The following is a 17649-nucleotide window of genomic DNA, read 5'->3' on the forward strand; positions in this document are numbered from 1 at the left end:
CATGCGGGGGCTTTTCTTGGGCGCGCGCTGCGCGTATCAGGCGGCAAGCCTCAGGAGAGTGACCATGCCCACCGACACGCCCCAGCCGGATTTCATCCTCGTGCGCCCGCAAATGGGCGAGAATATCGGTGCCGCCGCACGGGCGATGTGGAATTTCGGGCTGGACCGGATGCGGATCGTGGCCCCGCGCGATGGCTGGCCTAACCCCAGCGCCGTGGCCATGGCAAGCGGGGCCGGGCGGCTTCTGGATGAGGCGATGCTGAGCGCGGATGTGAGCGATGCGGTGAGCGATGCGGCCTATGTCTATGCCACAACCGCGCGCCCGCGTGAGATGACCAAGCCCGTGTTCTCTCCCGAGGACGCGATGCAGGACGCGGCCCACCGGATTGCGCAGGGCCAGCGGGTGGCGGTGCTGTTCGGGCCGGAGCGGGCAGGGCTGGAAAATGCAGATGTGGCGCTGGCGAATGCGATCATCACAGTGCCGGTAAACCCTGATTTCCCGTCGCTTAATCTTGCGCAATGCGTCCTACTGACGGGCTATGAATGGCGCCGCGCGACCGAGGTGGTGGCCGCACCTGAGACGCGTATGGACAACACCGATTGGGCCGTGCACGCCGATATCGAGGCGCTGGCCCAGCATTATGAGGCGCGCATGGAGGAGGCGGGGTTCTTCTATCCTGAGCACAAAGCCCCCGCGATGCGCCAGACCTTGCGCAATTTCTGGTCCCGCATGCCCCTGACCGAGTCCGATACGCGCCTTTTGCACGGCATCATGCGACAGATGGTCCGCTGGAAGAACAAGGGCGTTTAAGCCGCCTTGAAGGGGGGCGGAGCGCGCTCTATTGTCCGGCCCAAGCCGGTGTGAGACCGCAGGACGGGGGCCTTCCATGAGCAAGAAACGCAGCATATTCGAAGAGGTGGGCAACGTCGCGCCGGAGCCTGCGGGCACGGCCCCTCAGGGCGGGATGATCGACGCGGGAAAACGCGGCGCGCGCGGCGCGATCCGGATCTGGCTTATCGTGCTTTTTGCGCTGGTGCTGGTCATGATTACCGTGGGCGGGCTGACGCGGCTCACCGATAGTGGGCTCTCGATTACCGAGTGGCGGCCCCTGACCGGCGCGATCCCACCGCTCAACGCGGCGGATTGGGCGGCAGAGTTTGCGCTTTATCAGACGATCCCGGAATTTCAGTTACAAAACAGCTGGATGACACTGGCGGATTTCAAGGTGATCTATTGGTGGGAATGGGGCCACAGGCAGTTGGGCCGGGTGATCGGCCTTGTCTGGGCCATCGGGTTTTTCGGGTTTCTCGCTGCGCGAAAGATCCCCGTGGGCTGGACAGGGCGGCTCTTTCTTTTGGGCGTTCTGGGCGGGCTTCAGGGGGCTGTGGGGTGGTGGATGGTCTACTCAGGCCTCTCGGATGGGCGGCTTGACGTAGCGTCTTACCGTCTTGCGACGCATCTTGGGCTGGCGTTCATCATCCTTGGGGTCATCACATGGTTCATCCTGCAATTGGGTGTTGAGGACCGCGCGCTGATGCAGGCCCGCCGCAACCGCGACGCCAAGCTTTTTGGCCTCTCCACGGGCTGGCTGCATTTCACCTTCCTGCAAATCTTGATCGGCGCTTTGGTGGCGGGCATTGATGCGGGGCGCAACTATACCGACTGGCCGCTTATGGCGGGGGGCTTTTTCCCGCCCGATATGTTCGCGCTGGAGCCGTGGTGGCGGAACTTTTTTGAGGATGACGGGCTGGTGCAATTCATCCACCGGATGAGCGGGTATTTGTTGCTCATCTTCTCCGTCGTCGTTTGGCGTCGTGGCCGCAAGAGCGCCAATGCCGCCACCCGCGCGGCCTTCACGGCAGCCTTTATCGCGATGATCGCACAGGTCGTGCTTGGCATTTATACGGTGATCATGGGCGCGCCTTGGAACATCGCGATCGTGCACCAATTCCTTGCGGTGGTTGTCTGGTGCTTGATCCTGCGGGCGCGGTTCCATGCGGGCTATCCGCCGGCACAATCCGTGCGCGGCACAAAAAGAGAGGCCAAGGCATGAGCAATTTCGACGCGTTGATGGCGTATCAGCGTGAGACAGAAGCGCTGAGCCAGGTCGCCGGGCGGCTAAGCTGGGATCAGGAAACCATGATGCCGCGTGGGGCCGCGCCGCAGCGGTCCGAGGAAAGCGGGGCAATGCAATCGGTGCTTCATGCGCGCCGGACCGATCCGCGCGTGGCCGAGTGGCTGCACGCCGCCGAAAGTGAGACGCTCAGCCAAGCGGGCGAGGCGCAACTGCGCCATATCCGCCGGGGGCTGGAGCGGGCCCAAAAGGTACCCGCCGATCTGGCCGCAAGGATTGCCCGCAAAACTGCCCTTGCCCAAGGCATCTGGGCCGAGGCGCGTACGGAGGAAGATCCGGCCTCGTTCCTGCCCACGTTGGAGGAGGTCGTGGCGCTTCGCCGTGAAGAGGCGAGCGCGCTGGCCGATGGGGGCGATGCGTATGACGCGCTTCTCGATGATTACGAGCCGGGGGCGAAAGCCGCCGAGCTTGAGGCGATGTTCACCGCTATGCGCCCCGGTCTGGTGACGCTGCGTGAGGCGGTTCTGGCAGGGCCCACACCGCCCGCTGTGACGGGGCCGTTCCCGCCGCAGGCGCAGATGAAGCTCGCGCGCATGCTCGCCAAGACCTTCGGCTATGACATGACGCGCGGGCGGCTCGACAAGGCGGTGCATCCGTTCTCCTCAGGCTCGGGGCTTGATGTGCGCATCACCACCCGTACCAGCGATGACGACCCGTTCAATTGCCTTTACTCCACTGTGCATGAGGTGGGCCACGCCTGTTATGAGCAATCCATCGATGGTGCCTATCTGCTGACCCCGCTCGGGTCGGGCGTGTCCATGGGCGTGCATGAAAGCCAGAGCTGCATCTACGAGAACCAACTGGGCCGCAGCCGGGCGTTCACAGACTGGCTCTACGGTGAGATGCGCGATGCGTTCGGTGATTTCGGTATTGCGGATGAGGGGGAGTTCTACCGCGCGGTCAATGCGCTTCAGCGTGGGTTTATCCGCACCGAGGCGGACGAGGTGCAATACAACCTCCACATCCTCTTGCGGTTTGATCTGGAGCGGGCGCTCATTTCGGGCGATCTGGCCCCCGCTGATCTGGAGGAGGCGTGGAACACACGGTTTGAGGCCGATTTCGGCTATGCGGTGGACAAGCCCTCCAACGGGTTTTTGCAAGATGTGCATTGGTCGGTGGGGCTCTTTGGCTACTTCCCGACCTATACGCTCGGCAATCTCTACGCGGGCTGCCTGCACCGGGCCTTGCGCGAGGCTGTGCCGTCCTTGGATGATTATCTGGCGCAAGGAGAGCTTGCGCCCGCGACCGATTGGCTACGCGAAAACGTGCAGCAACATGGCGGGCTTTACGAGCCACGCGCGCTCGTCACCCGCGCTTGCGGGTTTGAGCCGAGCGAAGCGCCTTTGATGGCGTATCTCAAGGAAAAATTCGAGGGCCTTGCGGCTTAGGCACAGGGAAGTAAGGCGGCCCTGAGCAGGGGCCGCCTCGCAATTATTCTTCTGTGGCTTCAGCCGTGTCAGTGGCCTCGTCCTCATCGCCCTGATCGGCGATCCACGCCACGCTGACGACAACCTCGTTCTTGCCCGTATCAAAGACCTTCACACCGCCCGCACTGCGCGAGCGGAAGGAAATCCCCTCGACCGGCACGCGGATTGATTGCCCCTTGGACGTGGCCAGCATGATCTGATCCTCGATATCGACGGGGAAGGATGCCACCAGATCGCCGCCGCGCATTGCCTTGTCCATCGCCTGCACGCCCATGCCACCACGGCCCCGCACGGGGTAATCATGGCTGGAGCTGAGCTTGCCCGCGCCACCTGCGCTGATCGTCAGGATCAGGTTCTCGGCGGCAGACATCTCGGCATAGCGATCCGGGCTGATTGTTGCATTCTCGCTGGTTTCTTCGTCGCTTGGCGTCTCATCTTCAACCATCCCGGCCACAGCGCGGCGCATCTTGAGATAGGCGGCACGCTCATCCGCCGAGGCGTCGAAATGGCGGATAACGGACATGGACACGACGGTGTCTTTCCCACTTAGCTTGATGCCACGCACACCTGTGGAGGCGCGGCTTTGGAAAACGCGCACTTCGGTGGACGGAAAGCGGATGGCGCGGCCCGATGAGGTGACAAGCATCACATCATCCTCTTCCGAGCAGATGCGCGCATTGACGAGCGTGGCATCGGCCATATCGTCCTCGAACTTCATGGCAATCTTGCCGTTGCGCATTACATTTGTGAAGTCTGACAAGGCGTTACGGCGCACAGTGCCCTTGGAGGTGGCAAAGACAATCTGCAAATCGCCCCATTCATCCTCGGGTCGGTCCACGGGCATAATCGCCGCAATCGACACGCCGGGCGGGATGGGCAGGATGTTGACGATGGCCTTGCCCTTGGAGGTGCGTCCCCCCTGCGGCAGGCGCCACGTCTTAAGCTTGTAGACCATGCCATCGGTGGTGAAGAACAAAAGCTGCGTATGGGTGTTGGCGACGAAAAGCGTGGTCACCACGTCCTCTTCCTTGGTCGCCATGCCGCCCACGCCCTTGCCGCCACGCTTTTGGGCGCGGAAATCGGCGAGGGCGGTGCGTTTTATATAGCCGCCGGAGGTCACGGTCACGACCATGTCCTCACGCTCGATCAGGTCTTCATCCTCCATGTCACCGGACCAATCGACGATCTCGGTGCGGCGGGGGACGGCGAATTGCTCGCGCACCTCGGAAAGCTCATCGGAGATGATGCTCATGATCCGCTCGCGCGAGGCGAGAATGGCGAGGTATTCCTTGATCTTGGCGGCCAGCTCTTGCAGTTCGTCGGTGACTTCCTTGACGCCAATTTGTGTGAGGCGTTGCAGGCGCAGATCGAGGATAGCACGGGCTTGGGTCTCGCTCAGATTATACGTCCCGTCCTCGTTGGCACGGTGCGTTGGATCATCAATGAGCGCGATATATTCGAGGATATCGCCCGCAGGCCAACGGCGTGTCATCAGCTTCATCCGGGCCTCGGCGGCATCGGCCGACGAACGGATCGTGGCGACGATCTCGTCCACATTGCTGACGGCCACGGCGAGACCGCAGAGAACGTGGCTCCGCTCGCGGGCGCGGCGTAGCTCAAACGCGGTGCGGCGCGCGACAACCTCTTCGCGGAAGGCGATGAAGGATGTGAGGAACCGCCGCAGCGTCAATTGTTCGGGTCGCCCGCCATTGAGGGCGAGCATGTTACAGCCGAAATAGGTCTGCATTGGGGTAAAGCGGAAAAGCTGGTTCAGCACGACCTCGGCTGTCGCATCGCGCTTGAGCTCCACCACCACACGCACGCCATTACGGTCGCTTTCGTCCTGCACATGGGCAATGCCTTCGATGCGTTTTTCGCGTGCGGCCTCGGCGATCCGCTCAATCATCGTGGCCTTGTTTACCTGATAGGGGATCTCTTCGATAATAATGGCATAGCGGTCTTTGCGGATCTCTTCCATCCGGGTTTTCGCCCGCACGATGACGCTGCCACGCCCTTCAAGATACGCTTTGCGCGCGCCTGTCCGCCCCAGCATGATGCCACCCGTGGGGAAATCGGGGCCGGGCACATATTCGATGAGATCTTCGGAGGTGAGGTCCGGGTTCTCGATCAGCGCCAGCGTGGCATCGACCACTTCGCCAAGGTTATGGGGCGGAATGTTTGTGGCCATGCCCACGGCAATGCCGCCTGCGCCATTGACCAACATGTTCGGGAAGCGGGCGGGCAAGACAGTGGGTTCGCGGTCTTTGCCGTCGTAATTGTCTTGGAAATCAACGGTGTCTTTGTCGATATCGGCCAAGAGATAGGCCGCAGGCTTGTCCATGCGCACTTCTGTGTAGCGCATCGCGGCGGGGTTATCGCCGTCCATGGAGCCAAAGTTCCCTTGCCCGTCGAGAAGGGGCAGCGACATCGAGAAATCTTGTGCCATCCGCACCAGCGCGTCATAGATCGCGCTGTCGCCATGTGGGTGGTATTTGCCCATCACGTCACCAACGGCGCGCGCGGATTTGCGGTAGGGTTTGTCGTGGCTGTTTCCGGCCTCGTGCATCGCGTAAAGGATGCGCCGATGCACGGGTTTGAGCCCATCGCGCAGGTCGGGAATGGCGCGACTGACGATCACCGACATCGCATAATCGAGATAGGAGGTTTTCATCTCCTCCTCAATGGAGATGCGCGGCCCCGTGTAGGGTGGCTTCTCGGGAGCGTTTTCGTCTATGTTCTCAGGGGGTTGGGGCGTATCGCTCAACGTGCACCTGCCTTGCTTGTCATGCTCAATATCTTGTGTGACAGACTATATCAGAGGGCGGATATAGGGTGCAATGACCCATCTCTACAGGGGCCATATCCTAACAGGGATGATCGCTAACCTCTTGCGATAAAACAAAATTAATTAGTACCTTGTGTGAAAAACCTATGCGCTTCTTTTCGCGCGCTCACTGCTTCGCGCGGCCCCCATCAAAAGAGTGTCTCAGGTTTGCGATAAAACGCTTTGGGCGGCCAACAAAGTCATGGCCACCCGCTCGCCAATAAAGCCTCGCGCGTGGCAGCCCTTATGGGATGATGCGCGTGTATTTCATGCCTTCGATTGAGGCCCCGGCCAGAAGCCCGGCCTGCCCGAAGATCACCGCATTGACCGGCGCCACGGAGGTGGTCGTCTCGGCGCGGATATTCTCGCCCTGATCGCGGAAGACATATTCCACATCCGCACCCGCAGCCCAGCCGGAGGACCGGCGAAAGCCCGAAAGCGCCTCATCAGTCATGAAAAACAGAACATGGGCGAATTGTTGCGCGCCGATTTGCAAGCCGACGCTGCCCTTGGTGGCGGAGTAATAATCAACAGTTGCGCCGCCGATTTGCAGCGCACCGCGTCCGTAGCCGCCGCCAATGCCGAGGCCCGCCTCGGTGACGAGTGGCATCACTAGGATGCCCGTCGATTTGTCGGCCAAATCCTGCGTGCCGGGGAAATTGTTGTAGAGGTAGTTCAGCGTGGCGTCGACGCGCGCGTCGATCACTTGGGGGCCGGGGCTGCCGATACCGTTGCCACATGCTGCCATCGTGGTGAGGCCCGTGGCTGCTGCACCGAGCATAAGCCCGCGTCTTGTGAAGTTGCTCATAATATATGCCTGTATGTTGCCTGATACATGCCGAACGTTCGAGCGCCCGATCTGCGCAAAACTATAGGCGGAAGGGCGCGCAATGTCACCCGGTTTTGCAGTTTTTAGGCAAGATCGCGCCGCTTAGGCTCCGGCCTTGGCCAGGCGCCGCGCCATGGCTGGTGCAAAATAGGTCAAAATTCCGTCGCAGCCCGCGCGTTTGAACGCCATGAGGCTTTCTTCCATCGCGCGGTCGCCGTCGATCCAGCCGTTCTGCGCGGCGGCCATGATCATCGCGTATTCGCCCGACACCTGATAGGCGAATGTCGGCGCGCCAAATGTTTCTTTCGCGCGGCGACATATGTCGAGATAGGGCATTCCCGGCTTGACCATCACCATATCGGCACCCTCGGCAAGATCGCGCTCAATCAGACGCAGCGCCTCATCCGTGTTGGCCGGGTTCATCTGATACGTCCGCTTGTCGCCCTTCAGAGCACCAGACGCCCCCACAGCATCCCGAAAGGGGCCGTAAAAGGCGCTGGCATATTTAGCAGCATAGCTCAGCAGCATCACATTGCGGTGGCCCGCACCTTCAAGTGCGCTTCGGATCGCACCGATGCGCCCGTCCATCATGTCGGAGGGGCCGATAATGTCCACGCCCGCCTCCGCTTGGCTCAGCGCCTGCCGTACCAGCGCCTCGACGGTTTCGTCGTTGATGATCTCGCCATCCACCACGAACCCGTCATGCCCGGTGTCCGAATAGGGGTCGAGCGCCACATCCGTCATGATCGAAATCTCGGGCACAGCCGCCTTGATAGCACGGGTGGCGCGGTTGCTGAGGTTGTCGGGGTTCCAGGCCTCGGCGCAATCTTCGGTGCGGTTGCGGGCATCGGTGTAGGGAAAGAGGCAGATCGCGGGGATGCCCAGATCGGCAGCCTCGCGCGCGGCCTCAACCACCTTGTCCACGCTGCGGCGCACCACACTGGGCATGGAGGGCACCGGCTCTTCGATCCCTTCACCATCGCGCACAAAGACGGGCCAGATAAAATCCGAGGCACTCAGACTGTTCTCAGCCACCAGCGCGCGAATGGACGCGTTTTGGCGCGTGCGGCGCAGGCGTGTGGCGGGGAAGGGAGCTTGGGTTGGGCGCATCGAGACATTCCTTCTAAGGTGCCGTTTTACTGGCATGGAAATTGCCGCATCTCAAGGGGTAGGAATTGCCGCGCGGCGGCGGTATGAGGGGCGTTCAAGGCAATCGCGGGCAGGCCATGGACTGGTATACCACCGTTTTCGAACTCATCGACATGCGCAGCTTCAGCAACCTTTGGTACTGGATCGCGCTTGCTGTGCTGTGGTCAACCGTCAGCCATTGGGTTCTGGGCGTGCCGTGGGATCTGGTGATCCGCGCCCGCAAACAGCAGGGTCAGGCGCTTGAGGATATGGAAGCGCTGGTGCGGATCAACGTGGATCGCACGCTCTATATTGCGCGGGAATCAGGTCTGTTGCTGGCCGCTTTTGGGTTTTTCCTGCTAACGGTTCTGGTTCTCATTGGCTTCGTATACAAACGCGAATTTGCCCAAGCGGTGTTCTTGCTGGGGGTGCCGATGGGGATTGTCTGGCTTTTGTCCGTGGCCACCGCCACCCGGATTGAGGCGCAGGCGCTAGAGGGGGCGGCGCTGATCAAGCGGCTCCACAAGCACCGCACGATTGTGCAGCTGATCGGTGTCGTGTCGATCTTCATGACCGCAATGTGGGGGATGCTGCAAAATCTCTCGGCCTCGGTCCTCGGGATCTGAGGCGCGCGGATGGCTGGACCTGCTCCATTGACCGTGTCGGGCGCGCCCGAAGGGTTTGACGCGCAGCTTGTGCTCAAGGAGGCGGCTGGCGGCGGCGTGATCCATGTGGCGCGCGATGACAAGCGTATGGCGGCCATGGCGGCAGCACTGAGATTCTTCGCGCCCGAAATGCCGGTTTTGATGTTTCCCGGCTGGGATTGTCTGCCTTATGATCGGGTCTCGCCCAATGCCGATATCTCCGCCACGCGGATGGCCACGCTGGCCACGCTGGTGCATGGTGGGCCGTCCAAGTTTGTCTTGCTGACCACGCTCGGGGCCGCGATGCAGCGTATTCCGCCGCGCGATGTTTTGCGCAAGGCGGCGTTTTCCGCGCATGTGAACCAACAGATCGATGAGGCGGCGTTGCGCGCCTTTCTCGTGCGCATGGGCTTTGTGCAATCGCCCACCGTGACCGAGCCCGGCGATTACGCCGTGCGCGGCGGCATCATCGATATTTTCCCGCCGGGGTCGGGCGGGCCTGTGCGGCTTGATCTCTTTGGTGATGTGCTGGACGGCATCCGCCGCTTTGATCCGGCGACACAGCGCACCACCGCGCAGCTTCAGGCGATTGAGCTTGCCCCCGTCTCCGAGGTTATACTCGACGAGGCTGGTATCACCCGATTTCGGCAAAACTACCGGATCGAGTTTGGCTCTGCCGGCACGGATGACCCGCTCTATGAGGCGGTGAGCGCCGGGCGCAAGCATCAGGGCGTGGAGCATTGGCTGCCGTTCTTTTACGAGCATCTTGAGAAGCTGACAGAGTATTTGCCGGATGCACCTGTGGTGATGGATGATGCGGTTACCCCGGCGCGGCTGGCGCGCTGGGACAGTATTGCGGATCAATATGACGCGCGCCGCCACGCGCTGAGCGCCAAGGGACGGGGGGATAGCGTTTATAAGCCTGTGCCGCCGGAGCTTTTGTACCTCAACGACGCGACGTGGACCGCAGCCCTCGCGCCGCACCGCGCCATTCAACTGTCCGTCTTGCCGCAAGCCACCGGCGCGGGTGTCACGGATGCGGGAGGCCGTATCGGCCGCAGCTTCGCGCCGGAGCGACAGCAAGAATCCGTCAGCCTCTTTGGCGCTTTGAAGGATCATATCAACGCTCAATTGTCCAAGGGGCCTGTCCTGCTGGCGAGCTATTCTGAGGGCGCGCGCGAGCGTATGGAGGGCCTTCTGGCGGATGAGGGCTTGCTGGGGCCGGTGACGGTGAAATCCGCCACACGGATGGGCAAGTCAGGCTTGCATCTGGCCGTTTGGGGCCTTGAGAACGGGTTTGAAGGCCCGTTAGGCGACGGGCATCTGACGGTGATTGCAGAGCAGGATATCCTCGGCGACCGTCTCATCCGTGCGCCCAAACGCCGCCGCCGCGCCGAGAACTTCCTGACCGAGGCGAACGCGCTTAGCCCCGGTGATCTGATCGTGCATGTGGATCACGGCGTCGGGCGCTATCACGGGCTTGAGGTGATCACCGCGCTCGGGGCGGCGCATGAATGTCTCGTGCTGGAATATGCGGAGAACTCAAAACTCTACCTGCCGGTCGAGAATATCGAACTGCTCAGCAAATTCGGCCATGAAGAAGGCTTGCTGGACAAGCTGGGCGGTGGCGCTTGGCAATCGAAGAAAGCCAAGCTCAAAGAGCGTATCCGCGAGATGGCCGACAAGCTCATTCGCCTGGCGGCTGAACGTGCACTGCGCACGGCCCCCGTGCTCGACCCCGAGCATCACGCGTGGGAGGAATTCTCCGCCCGCTTCCCCTATGAGGAAACCGACGATCAGCTGCGCGCCATCGAAGACGTGATGGCCGACTTGCAAGCCGGCACCCCGATGGACCGCCTCATTTGCGGCGATGTGGGCTTTGGCAAGACCGAAGTGGCGATGCGCGCGGCTTTTGCCGCGGCCATGTCGGGGATGCAGGTCGCGGTAATCGCCCCCACGACCCTGCTCGCGCGGCAGCATTACAAAAGCTTCGCCGAGCGGTTTCGCGGCTTTCCCATCACCGTCCGGCCTCTGTCGCGTTTCATCAGCGCCAAGGAGGCGGCCGCGACCCGCGAGGGGCTGTCGCGCGGTCAGGTCGATATCGTTGTAGGAACCCACGCCCTCTTGGCCAAATCCATCCGCTTCGCCAATCTCGGCCTTCTGGTCATCGACGAGGAGCAACGCTTCGGCGTGGGCCATAAAGAGCGCCTCAAGGCCCTGCGTTCGGACGTGCATGTTCTCACGCTCACGGCCACGCCCATCCCTCGCACGCTGCAACTCAGCCTGTCGGGCGTGCGCGACCTCAGCATCATCGGCACGCCGCCGGTGGACCGCCTCTCGATCCGCACCTATGTCAGCGAGTTCGACACGGTGACGATCCGCGAGGCGCTCCTGCGCGAACATTACCGTGGCGGGCAAAGCTTCTACGTGGTCCCGCGCATCACGGATCTGCCCGAGATCGAGGCGTTTTTGGAAAGCCAACTGCCCGAGCTGAGCTATGTCATCGCCCATGGCCAGATGGCGGCGGGCGAGCTCGATACAAGGATGAACGCCTTTTATGATGGCAAATACGATATCCTCGTCGCCACTACGATTGTCGAATCGGGCCTCGATATTCCCACGGCCAACACGATGATCATCCACCGCTCGGACATGTTCGGCCTGAGCCAGCTCTACCAGATTCGGGGCCGCGTGGGCCGCTCCAAAACCCGCGCCTATGCCTATCTCACCACCAAACCGCGCATGAAACTCACAACAACGGCGCAAAAACGCCTCCGCGTGCTGGGCAGCCTCGACACGCTGGGTGCCGGCTTCACGCTTGCCTCTCAGGATCTCGACATCCGCGGCGCGGGCAACCTTCTGGGCGAAGAGCAATCCGGCCAGATGCGCGACGTGGGATACGAGCTTTACCAATCCATGCTGGAAGAGGCGATCGCCAAGATCAAAGCAGGCGAGATGGAAGGCCTCAGCGAGGCCGACACCCAATGGGCACCGCAAATCAACCTCGGCGTGCCGGTGCTGATCCCCGAAGATTACGTGCCCGACCTCGACGTCCGCCTCGGCCTCTATCGCCGCCTCAGCGGCCTGCAAAGCAAGGTGGAGCTGGAAGGCTTCGCCGCCGAGCTGATCGACCGTTTTGGCAAGCTGCCCAGGGAAGTGAACATGCTCATGCTTGTCATGCGCATCAAATCCATGTGCAAAAAGGCAGGCATAGCCAAGCTCGACGCTGGGCCGAAAGGGGCTACGCTCCAGTTCCACAACGATAAATTCGCGTCCCCCCAAGGCCTTGTTGAGTTCATAGAAGAGCAAAATGGCCTCGCCAAACTGCGCGACAACAAGATCGTCGTGCGGCGCGACTGGGCCAAGGAAGCCGATAAGATCAAAGGCGCTTTCGCCATCGCGCGCGATCTTGCAGAAAAGGTGATTGCCGAGAAGAAAAAGCGCAAGAAGGCTTAACCGCCCCGGCTTCTTTTCAGTTAAAATACTCAAAACCGCCCAAGAACGCGCTGCCGCCAATCGCATGGCGCAGGCTCCGCAATCGCGCGCCAATCCAAAAAAACCGGCGCGCCGCAAGGCGCTCCTTTGGATCAAGTGTCGGTTTGCTGCGTTGCCTTGAAGGCCTTGATGCGCGCCAGAAGCATCGCGCGTGCCTTTATGTTGGCGCGCCGGACGCGCACTGCGGTTAAAAACGCTTCCTCGGCTGTTTGCGATGTGGCCCCCATCAGATTGGCCAGATCATCAACGATCCGCTCATCGCCGGTTAAGTCCTCGGCTTTGAGCGCCTCTTGCGCCAGTTGGTCCGCCAGTTCCTCGGCAACCCCCATGGCTCAGCGCGTCCCTTCCGTCAGGCGGCGCTTCACATAGCCTGTAACGTTGTCAATCATCACATCCATATGAGGCTCTTCAAAGAAATGCCCGGCCCCTTCCAGCTGATCATGCTGCACAGTGATGCCTTGCTGCTCGTGCAGCTTGTTCACCAGCGTGGTCGTGTCCGCAGGCGGGGCCACACGGTCATTCGTGCCGTTGATAATGAGGCCGGAGGATGGGCAGGGGGCGAGGAAGGAAAAGTCATACATATTGGCTGGTGGCGATACGGAGATGAATCCGGTGATCTCCGGGCGGCGCATCAAAAGCTGCATCCCGATCCACGCGCCGAATGAAAACCCGGCAACCCAGCAATGCTTGGAGTTGGCGTTCATCGATTGCAGGTAATCGAGCGCTGAGGCCGCGTCGCTTAACTCGCCAACGCCCTGATCGTATTCACCTTGAGAGCGCCCGACACCGCGAAAATTGAACCGCAGCACGGTGAAGCCCATATTGTAGAAGGCGTAATGCAGGTTGTAGACAACCTTGTTGTTCATCGTCCCGCCAAACTGAGGATGGGGATGCAGCACGATTGCAATCGGCGCGTCCTTTTCCTTTTGCGGGTGATAGCGCCCTTCCAGGCGGCCTTCTGGGCCGGGAAAGATAACTTCGGGCATGGGAAGTCCTTTTGCGTCTAGGTGCGAGCTTGGCTTGACGGCGGAGGCTCATAACCTTAGAATTATTCTAAATTTACTGGGCGGGCGGCTGCGAAGCCCTCCAGTCGGCTAGCAAGCGAGATAAGCGCTGCACGCGGCGGCGTCAATCTTTTCGCGCAAGGCATAAGCAGGGGGACGGCGCGTTGAAACTGAGCACGAAGGGGCGATATGCCATGGTGGCGCTCTCGGATATAGCACTTCAACCCGAGGGGTCTCTCGTGACGTTGGGTGATATCTCGCGGCGGCAGAACATATCACTCCCCTATCTTGAGCAGCTTTTTGTGAAGCTGCGCCGGGCCGAGCTTGTAACGTCGGTGCGCGGTCCGGGCGGCGGATACAGGCTGGCGCGGGCGACATCAGACATTCGTGTGGTGGAGATTCTCTCGGCCGTGGATGAGACGGTGGACGCGATGCATAAAGGGGCAGGCGCCTCCGGTGGAGCTTCGGGCACACGGGCGCAATCCATGACCAACCGGCTTTGGGAGGGGCTCAGCGCGCAGGTCTATGTGTTCTTGCACCAGACACGGCTGAGTGATGTGGTTGGTAATTCGCTGGCCCCCTGTCCGGCCGTGCCCACGCTTTTTGCGGTGGTGGACGAGGAGTGATGGGGCTTTGCCCCCGCCGCGCAAAAATCAGGATTTTTGAGCGGCTCCCCCAGGATATTTTGAGCAAGAAGAGTATAGGGGATTTCGTGTGAGGGTGTATCTTGATCATAATGCGACAGCCCCTCTGCGCTCTGAGGCGCGCGCGGCCATGCTGGATGCTATGGATATCTGTGGCAACCCCTCCAGCGTGCATGGCGAAGGCCGAGCGGCCAAGGGCCTGATCGAGCGCGCGCGCGCGCAGGTTTCCGCAGCTCTTGGAGCCGATGGGGCGGATATCATCTTTACCTCGGGGGCAACTGAGGCCGCGGCGCTGGCCTGTGCGGGGCGGGGGCTTTTGGGCGCTGCGGTGGAGCATGACGCGGTGCGTGCGTGGATCACTGAGGATTTGGCTGTGGCGCAATCGGGCGCGGTCAGTGTGCCGCATCCGGGTCTGTCGGCCTTGCAACTGGCCAATTCGGAGACTGGCATCCTTCAGACTCTTCCAGAGGGGCTGGCCGTGTCGGATATGACGCAGGCGCTTGGCAAGATCCCCTTCGCATTCAATTGGAGCGGTGCCGAGATGGGGCTGATTTCGGCCCACAAGCTGGGCGGTCCCAAGGGGATCGGCGCACTTGTCGTGCGGCGTGGGACGGAAGTGGCGGCGCAGATCCGTGGTGGCGGGCAGGAGATGGGGCGTCGGTCTGGTACGGAAAACGTCATAGGAATCGTTGGGTTCGGGGCCGCAGCTGAAGCGGCTGCGCGCGATTTGGAGGCGGGCGTTTGGGCGCGGGTTGAAAAACTTAGAAACATTCTAGAAAAGACCATTGCAGATCATTCGAAAGAGACTATTTTTGTCGGGAATGATGGCGCGCGTCTGCCAAATACGAGTTGCATGATCACGACCGGTTGGAAGGGCGAGACGCAAGTGATGGCCATGGACCTTGCAGGGTTCGCCATCTCAGCGGGCAGCGCGTGTTCCAGCGGCAAGGTCAAGGCGAGCAATGTGCTCCTGGCCATGGGATTTGACGGGGAGGCGGCCAGTTCGGCCATTCGGGTTTCGCTTGGCCCGGAGACGACCCAAGAAGATGTAATGCGATTTGCCGAGGCTTGGGCAAGGCGTGCAGAGAAACACCGCGCCCGTGCGGCGTGATGACAAGGAGACAGCTATGACGGTTTTGGATGACACACAGGTCAAGGACGGCGTTGATCAGGAGACGGTCGATGCGGTGCGCGAAGTGGGCGGCACTTATAAACACGGCTGGTCCACGGATATCGAGATGGAGTTTGCGCCGAAGGGCCTGACCACCGATATTGTGAAGCTGATCTCCGAGAAAAACGAAGAGCCGGAATGGATGCTGGAATGGCGTCTGGAGGCGTATGCGCGCTGGCTCACCAAGGCAGAGCCTGATTGGGCGATGGTGGATTATCCTGAGATTGATTTTCAGGACCAGTATTATTACGCGCGGCCCCAATCTATGGCCGTGAAGCCCAAATCTCTGGATGAGGTGGACCCCAAGCTGCTTGCGACCTACGCGAAGCTGGGTATCCCTTTGAAGGAACAGATGATTTTGGCGGGCGTCGAGGGGGCCGAAGACATTCCTGCCGAGGGCCGCAAGGTGGCCGTCGATGCGGTGTTTGATTCCGTCTCGCTGGGCACCACGTTCCAGAAAGAGCTGGCGGAGGCGGGCGTCATCTTCTGCTCAATCTCCGAGGCGATCCGTGAGCATCCTGAGCTTGTGAAGAAATATCTCGGCTCTGTCGTGCCGGTATCGGATAATTTCTACGCGACTCTTAACAGTGCCGTGTTCTCTGACGGCTCGTTTGTCTATGTGCCGCCCGGCGTGCGCTGCCCAATGGAGCTTTCCACCTATTTCCGCATTAACGCGGAGAACACAGGCCAGTTTGAGCGGACATTGATCATCGCCGATAAAGGCAGCTATGTCAGCTACTTGGAAGGTTGCACCGCACCGCAGCGTGATGAGAGCCAGCTTCACGCCGCCGTGGTCGAGATCATCATCGAAGAAGATGCCGAGGTGAAATATTCCACCGTTCAGAACTGGTATCCCGGAGATGAGAACGGCAAGGGCGGCATCTATAACTTCGTGACCAAGCGCGCCGATTGCCGGGGCGACCGGGCCAAGGTGATGTGGACCCAAGTCGAGACTGGCTCCGCCGTGACGTGGAAGTACCCGTCCTGCATCCTGCGCGGCGATGATAGCCAGGGCGAGTTCTATTCCATCGCTATTGCCAACAATATGCAGCAGGCCGATACCGGCACCAAGATGATCCATCTGGGCAAGCGCACGAAATCGCGCATCGTGTCCAAGGGGATCAGCGCGGGCCGCGCGCAGAATACCTATCGCGGTCTGGTAAGTATGCACCCTAAGGCCAAGGAATCACGCAATTATACGCAATGTGATAGCCTTTTGATCGGGGACAAATGCGGCGCGCACACGGTGCCTTACATCGAGGTGCGCAACAACTCCTCGCGTGTGGAGCATGAGGCAACGACCTCCAAGGTGGATGATGATCAGATGTTCTATTGCCGCGCGCGTGGCATGGACGAGGAGGAGGCCGTGGCCCTCGTGGTCAATGGGTTTTGCAAGGACGTTTTGCAGGCCTTGCCGATGGAATTTGCCATGGAAGCGCAACAGCTTGTGGCGATTTCTCTGGAAGGCTCCGTCGGGTAACCCAGTGACTGTCTTTGCGATCATAGGGCCTGCCCGGAGGGTGCGGGGATGAGCGAAATTGTCTTGCCTTTGCCCGAACAGGCGGATGCGGGGTATTTCGACCTCGCAGTCGCACGGGCGGCCATGCACGCGGGAACCCCTTTGGCGTTCCCGCCGTTCGAGGTTCTGCATGTGCCGAGGATGGGGCTGAGCCTATGCTGCAACTACGTCCGTGATCCGATCCAGAATGCGTGGCGGCGGGGAGAGTTCTTTGAGGAAGAAGAGCTTTCCTTGCTGTCAGGCAACGTCAACACCGACGCGCATATCATTGATATTGGGGCAAATGTTGGCAATCATGCCCTCTATTTCGCCACCCGCATGAAGGCACAGCGCGTTGTCGTCGTGGAGCCTAATCCGCTGGCGATGGCTCCTTTGATGGCGAATGTTCTGATCAACCGGCTGGAGGGTGTGATCGACATCTCGGCGCTTGGGGTTGGTCTGTCAGACGCATCCGAGGCTGGATACGGGATGAAGCGGCACGATAAGAACCTTGGTGCGACAAAGATGTTTGCGGGCACCGGCGAGATGCAGGTGCATGCGGGCGACGATCTCTTTGAGGGCGAGACGCCTGACTTGATCAAGATCGACGTGGAAGGCATGGAAATAAAAGTGCTTTCCGGCTTGGAGCGTATGATTTCCAGATACCGTCCTGTGATCCTCGTAGAGGTGGATGGTGAGAATGACACGGCGTTTCAGGACTGGCGCGTGCGGCATGGCTACGCGGAGGCGGCAGCTATCCGTCATAGCCGCAAGAACTGTAATTATCTCCTGTTGCCCGAGGGTTGAGTGATGATCTTGGTGGCACAGCATACAAAGCGAGCGGGGCGCG

14 protein-coding genes are annotated in these 17649 nt (G+C 60.8%); 9 read left to right on the forward strand and 5 right to left on the reverse strand.

Going from position 1 to position 17649, the window contains the following annotated elements; genetic code table 11:
• Window positions 1-64 precede the first annotated feature (64 nt).
• From KUD11_RS11135 to KUD11_RS11145, 3 genes are all read left to right on the forward strand, one after another.
• A complete protein-coding gene (locus KUD11_RS11135; protein WP_109387927.1) occupies window positions 65-811 on the forward strand; it encodes an RNA methyltransferase in 747 nt (248 codons plus the stop codon).
• 76 nt (window positions 812-887) lie between these two features.
• On the forward strand, window positions 888-2054 hold the full coding sequence (gene ctaA / locus KUD11_RS11140) for a heme A synthase (RefSeq protein ID WP_109384639.1): 1167 nt from the start codon (window positions 888-890) through the stop codon (window positions 2052-2054).
• Window positions 2051-3523, forward strand: a complete 1473-nt coding sequence (locus KUD11_RS11145) for a carboxypeptidase M32 (protein ID WP_109384638.1) — start codon at window positions 2051-2053, stop codon at window positions 3521-3523. Before ctaA ends, KUD11_RS11145 begins: the two co-directional genes overlap by 4 nt.
• A 43-nt stretch (window positions 3524-3566) precedes the next feature.
• Here KUD11_RS11145 and gyrA read toward each other — a convergent pair whose 3' ends face one another.
• The 3 genes from gyrA to hemB form a co-directional block, all read right to left on the reverse strand.
• Window positions 3567-6326 (reverse strand): DNA gyrase subunit A, encoded by a 2760-nt coding sequence (gene gyrA / locus KUD11_RS11150; RefSeq protein ID WP_181375261.1) that lies wholly within the window; start codon window positions 6324-6326, stop codon window positions 3567-3569.
• 304 nt (window positions 6327-6630) lie between these two features.
• The gene (locus KUD11_RS11155) at window positions 6631-7194 is read right to left on the reverse strand and encodes a lipid-binding SYLF domain-containing protein (protein ID WP_109384637.1); all 564 of its coding nucleotides are present in this window, start codon (window positions 7192-7194) and stop codon (window positions 6631-6633) included.
• A gap of 123 nt (window positions 7195-7317) precedes the next feature.
• Window positions 7318-8325, reverse strand: a complete 1008-nt coding sequence (gene hemB / locus KUD11_RS11160) for a porphobilinogen synthase (protein ID WP_109384636.1) — start codon at window positions 8323-8325, stop codon at window positions 7318-7320.
• 116 nt (window positions 8326-8441) lie between these two features.
• On the opposite strand from hemB, the gene KUD11_RS11165 reads away from it, so the two are divergent.
• Together KUD11_RS11165 and mfd are read left to right on the forward strand one after the other, a co-directional pair.
• Window positions 8442-8969 (forward strand): component of SufBCD complex, encoded by a 528-nt coding sequence (locus KUD11_RS11165; RefSeq protein WP_109387923.1) that lies wholly within the window; start codon window positions 8442-8444, stop codon window positions 8967-8969.
• A gap of 9 nt (window positions 8970-8978) precedes the next feature.
• Window positions 8979-12443, forward strand: coding sequence for a transcription-repair coupling factor (gene mfd, locus KUD11_RS11170; RefSeq protein ID WP_109384635.1), 3465 nt, complete (start codon window positions 8979-8981; stop codon window positions 12441-12443).
• Window positions 12444-12574: 131 nt separating this feature from the next.
• Here mfd and KUD11_RS11175 read toward each other — a convergent pair whose 3' ends face one another.
• Window positions 12575-12811 (reverse strand): hypothetical protein, encoded by a 237-nt coding sequence (locus KUD11_RS11175; RefSeq protein ID WP_109384634.1) that lies wholly within the window; start codon window positions 12809-12811, stop codon window positions 12575-12577.
• A gap of 3 nt (window positions 12812-12814) precedes the next feature.
• The gene (locus KUD11_RS11180) at window positions 12815-13468 is read right to left on the reverse strand and encodes an alpha/beta hydrolase (RefSeq protein ID WP_109384633.1); all 654 of its coding nucleotides are present in this window, start codon (window positions 13466-13468) and stop codon (window positions 12815-12817) included.
• Window positions 13469-13650: 182 nt separating this feature from the next.
• Here KUD11_RS11180 and KUD11_RS11185 point away from each other — a divergent pair, with 182 nt between their 5' ends.
• The 4 genes from KUD11_RS11185 to KUD11_RS11200 all read left to right on the forward strand — a co-directional run bounded on the left by KUD11_RS11185 (window position 13651) and on the right by KUD11_RS11200 (window position 17606).
• Window positions 13651-14112 carry a Fe-S cluster assembly transcriptional regulator IscR gene (locus KUD11_RS11185; protein ID WP_109384632.1) on the forward strand — a complete coding sequence of 154 codons (462 nt, stop codon included), beginning with the start codon at window positions 13651-13653 and terminating at the stop codon, window positions 14110-14112.
• 88 nt (window positions 14113-14200) lie between these two features.
• Window positions 14201-15241 carry a cysteine desulfurase family protein gene (locus KUD11_RS11190; protein WP_258305373.1) on the forward strand — a complete coding sequence of 347 codons (1041 nt, stop codon included), beginning with the start codon at window positions 14201-14203 and terminating at the stop codon, window positions 15239-15241.
• Between the two features lie 16 nt (window positions 15242-15257).
• Window positions 15258-16781, forward strand: coding sequence for a Fe-S cluster assembly protein SufB (gene sufB, locus KUD11_RS11195; protein WP_109387921.1), 1524 nt, complete (start codon window positions 15258-15260; stop codon window positions 16779-16781).
• A 48-nt stretch (window positions 16782-16829) separates the two neighbouring features.
• The gene (locus KUD11_RS11200; protein ID WP_224380212.1) at window positions 16830-17606 is read left to right on the forward strand and encodes an FkbM family methyltransferase; all 777 of its coding nucleotides are present in this window, start codon (window positions 16830-16832) and stop codon (window positions 17604-17606) included.
• The last annotated feature ends 43 nt before the right edge of the window (window positions 17607-17649 follow it).

The sequence above is a fragment of the Roseovarius carneus genome (genome assembly GCF_020141465.1).
GTDB classification, from domain to species: Bacteria; Pseudomonadota; Alphaproteobacteria; order Rhodobacterales; family Rhodobacteraceae; genus Roseovarius; species Roseovarius carneus.

Bases quoted from the DNA above. Each gene is read 5' to 3' on its own strand.
- KUD11_RS11135 (WP_109387927.1), top strand. From the start codon at position 65: ATGCCCACCGACACGCCCCAGCCGGATTTCATCCTCGTGCGCCCGCAA.
- ctaA (WP_109384639.1), top strand. From the start codon at position 888: ATGAGCAAGAAACGCAGCATATTCGAAGAGGTGGGCAACGTCGCGCCG.
- KUD11_RS11145 (WP_109384638.1), top strand. From the start codon at position 2,051: ATGAGCAATTTCGACGCGTTGATGGCGTATCAGCGTGAGACAGAAGCG.
- KUD11_RS11155 (WP_109384637.1), bottom strand. From the start codon at position 7,194: ATGAGCAACTTCACAAGACGCGGGCTTATGCTCGGTGCAGCAGCCACG.
- hemB (WP_109384636.1), bottom strand. From the start codon at position 8,325: ATGCGCCCAACCCAAGCTCCCTTCCCCGCCACACGCCTGCGCCGCACG.
- KUD11_RS11165 (WP_109387923.1), top strand. From the start codon at position 8,442: ATGGACTGGTATACCACCGTTTTCGAACTCATCGACATGCGCAGCTTC.
- mfd (WP_109384635.1), top strand. From the start codon at position 8,979: ATGGCTGGACCTGCTCCATTGACCGTGTCGGGCGCGCCCGAAGGGTTT.
- KUD11_RS11175 (WP_109384634.1), bottom strand. From the start codon at position 12,811: ATGGGGGTTGCCGAGGAACTGGCGGACCAACTGGCGCAAGAGGCGCTC.
- KUD11_RS11180 (WP_109384633.1), bottom strand. From the start codon at position 13,468: ATGCCCGAAGTTATCTTTCCCGGCCCAGAAGGCCGCCTGGAAGGGCGC.
- sufB (WP_109387921.1), top strand. From the start codon at position 15,258: ATGACGGTTTTGGATGACACACAGGTCAAGGACGGCGTTGATCAGGAG.
- KUD11_RS11200 (WP_224380212.1), top strand. From the start codon at position 16,830: ATGAGCGAAATTGTCTTGCCTTTGCCCGAACAGGCGGATGCGGGGTAT.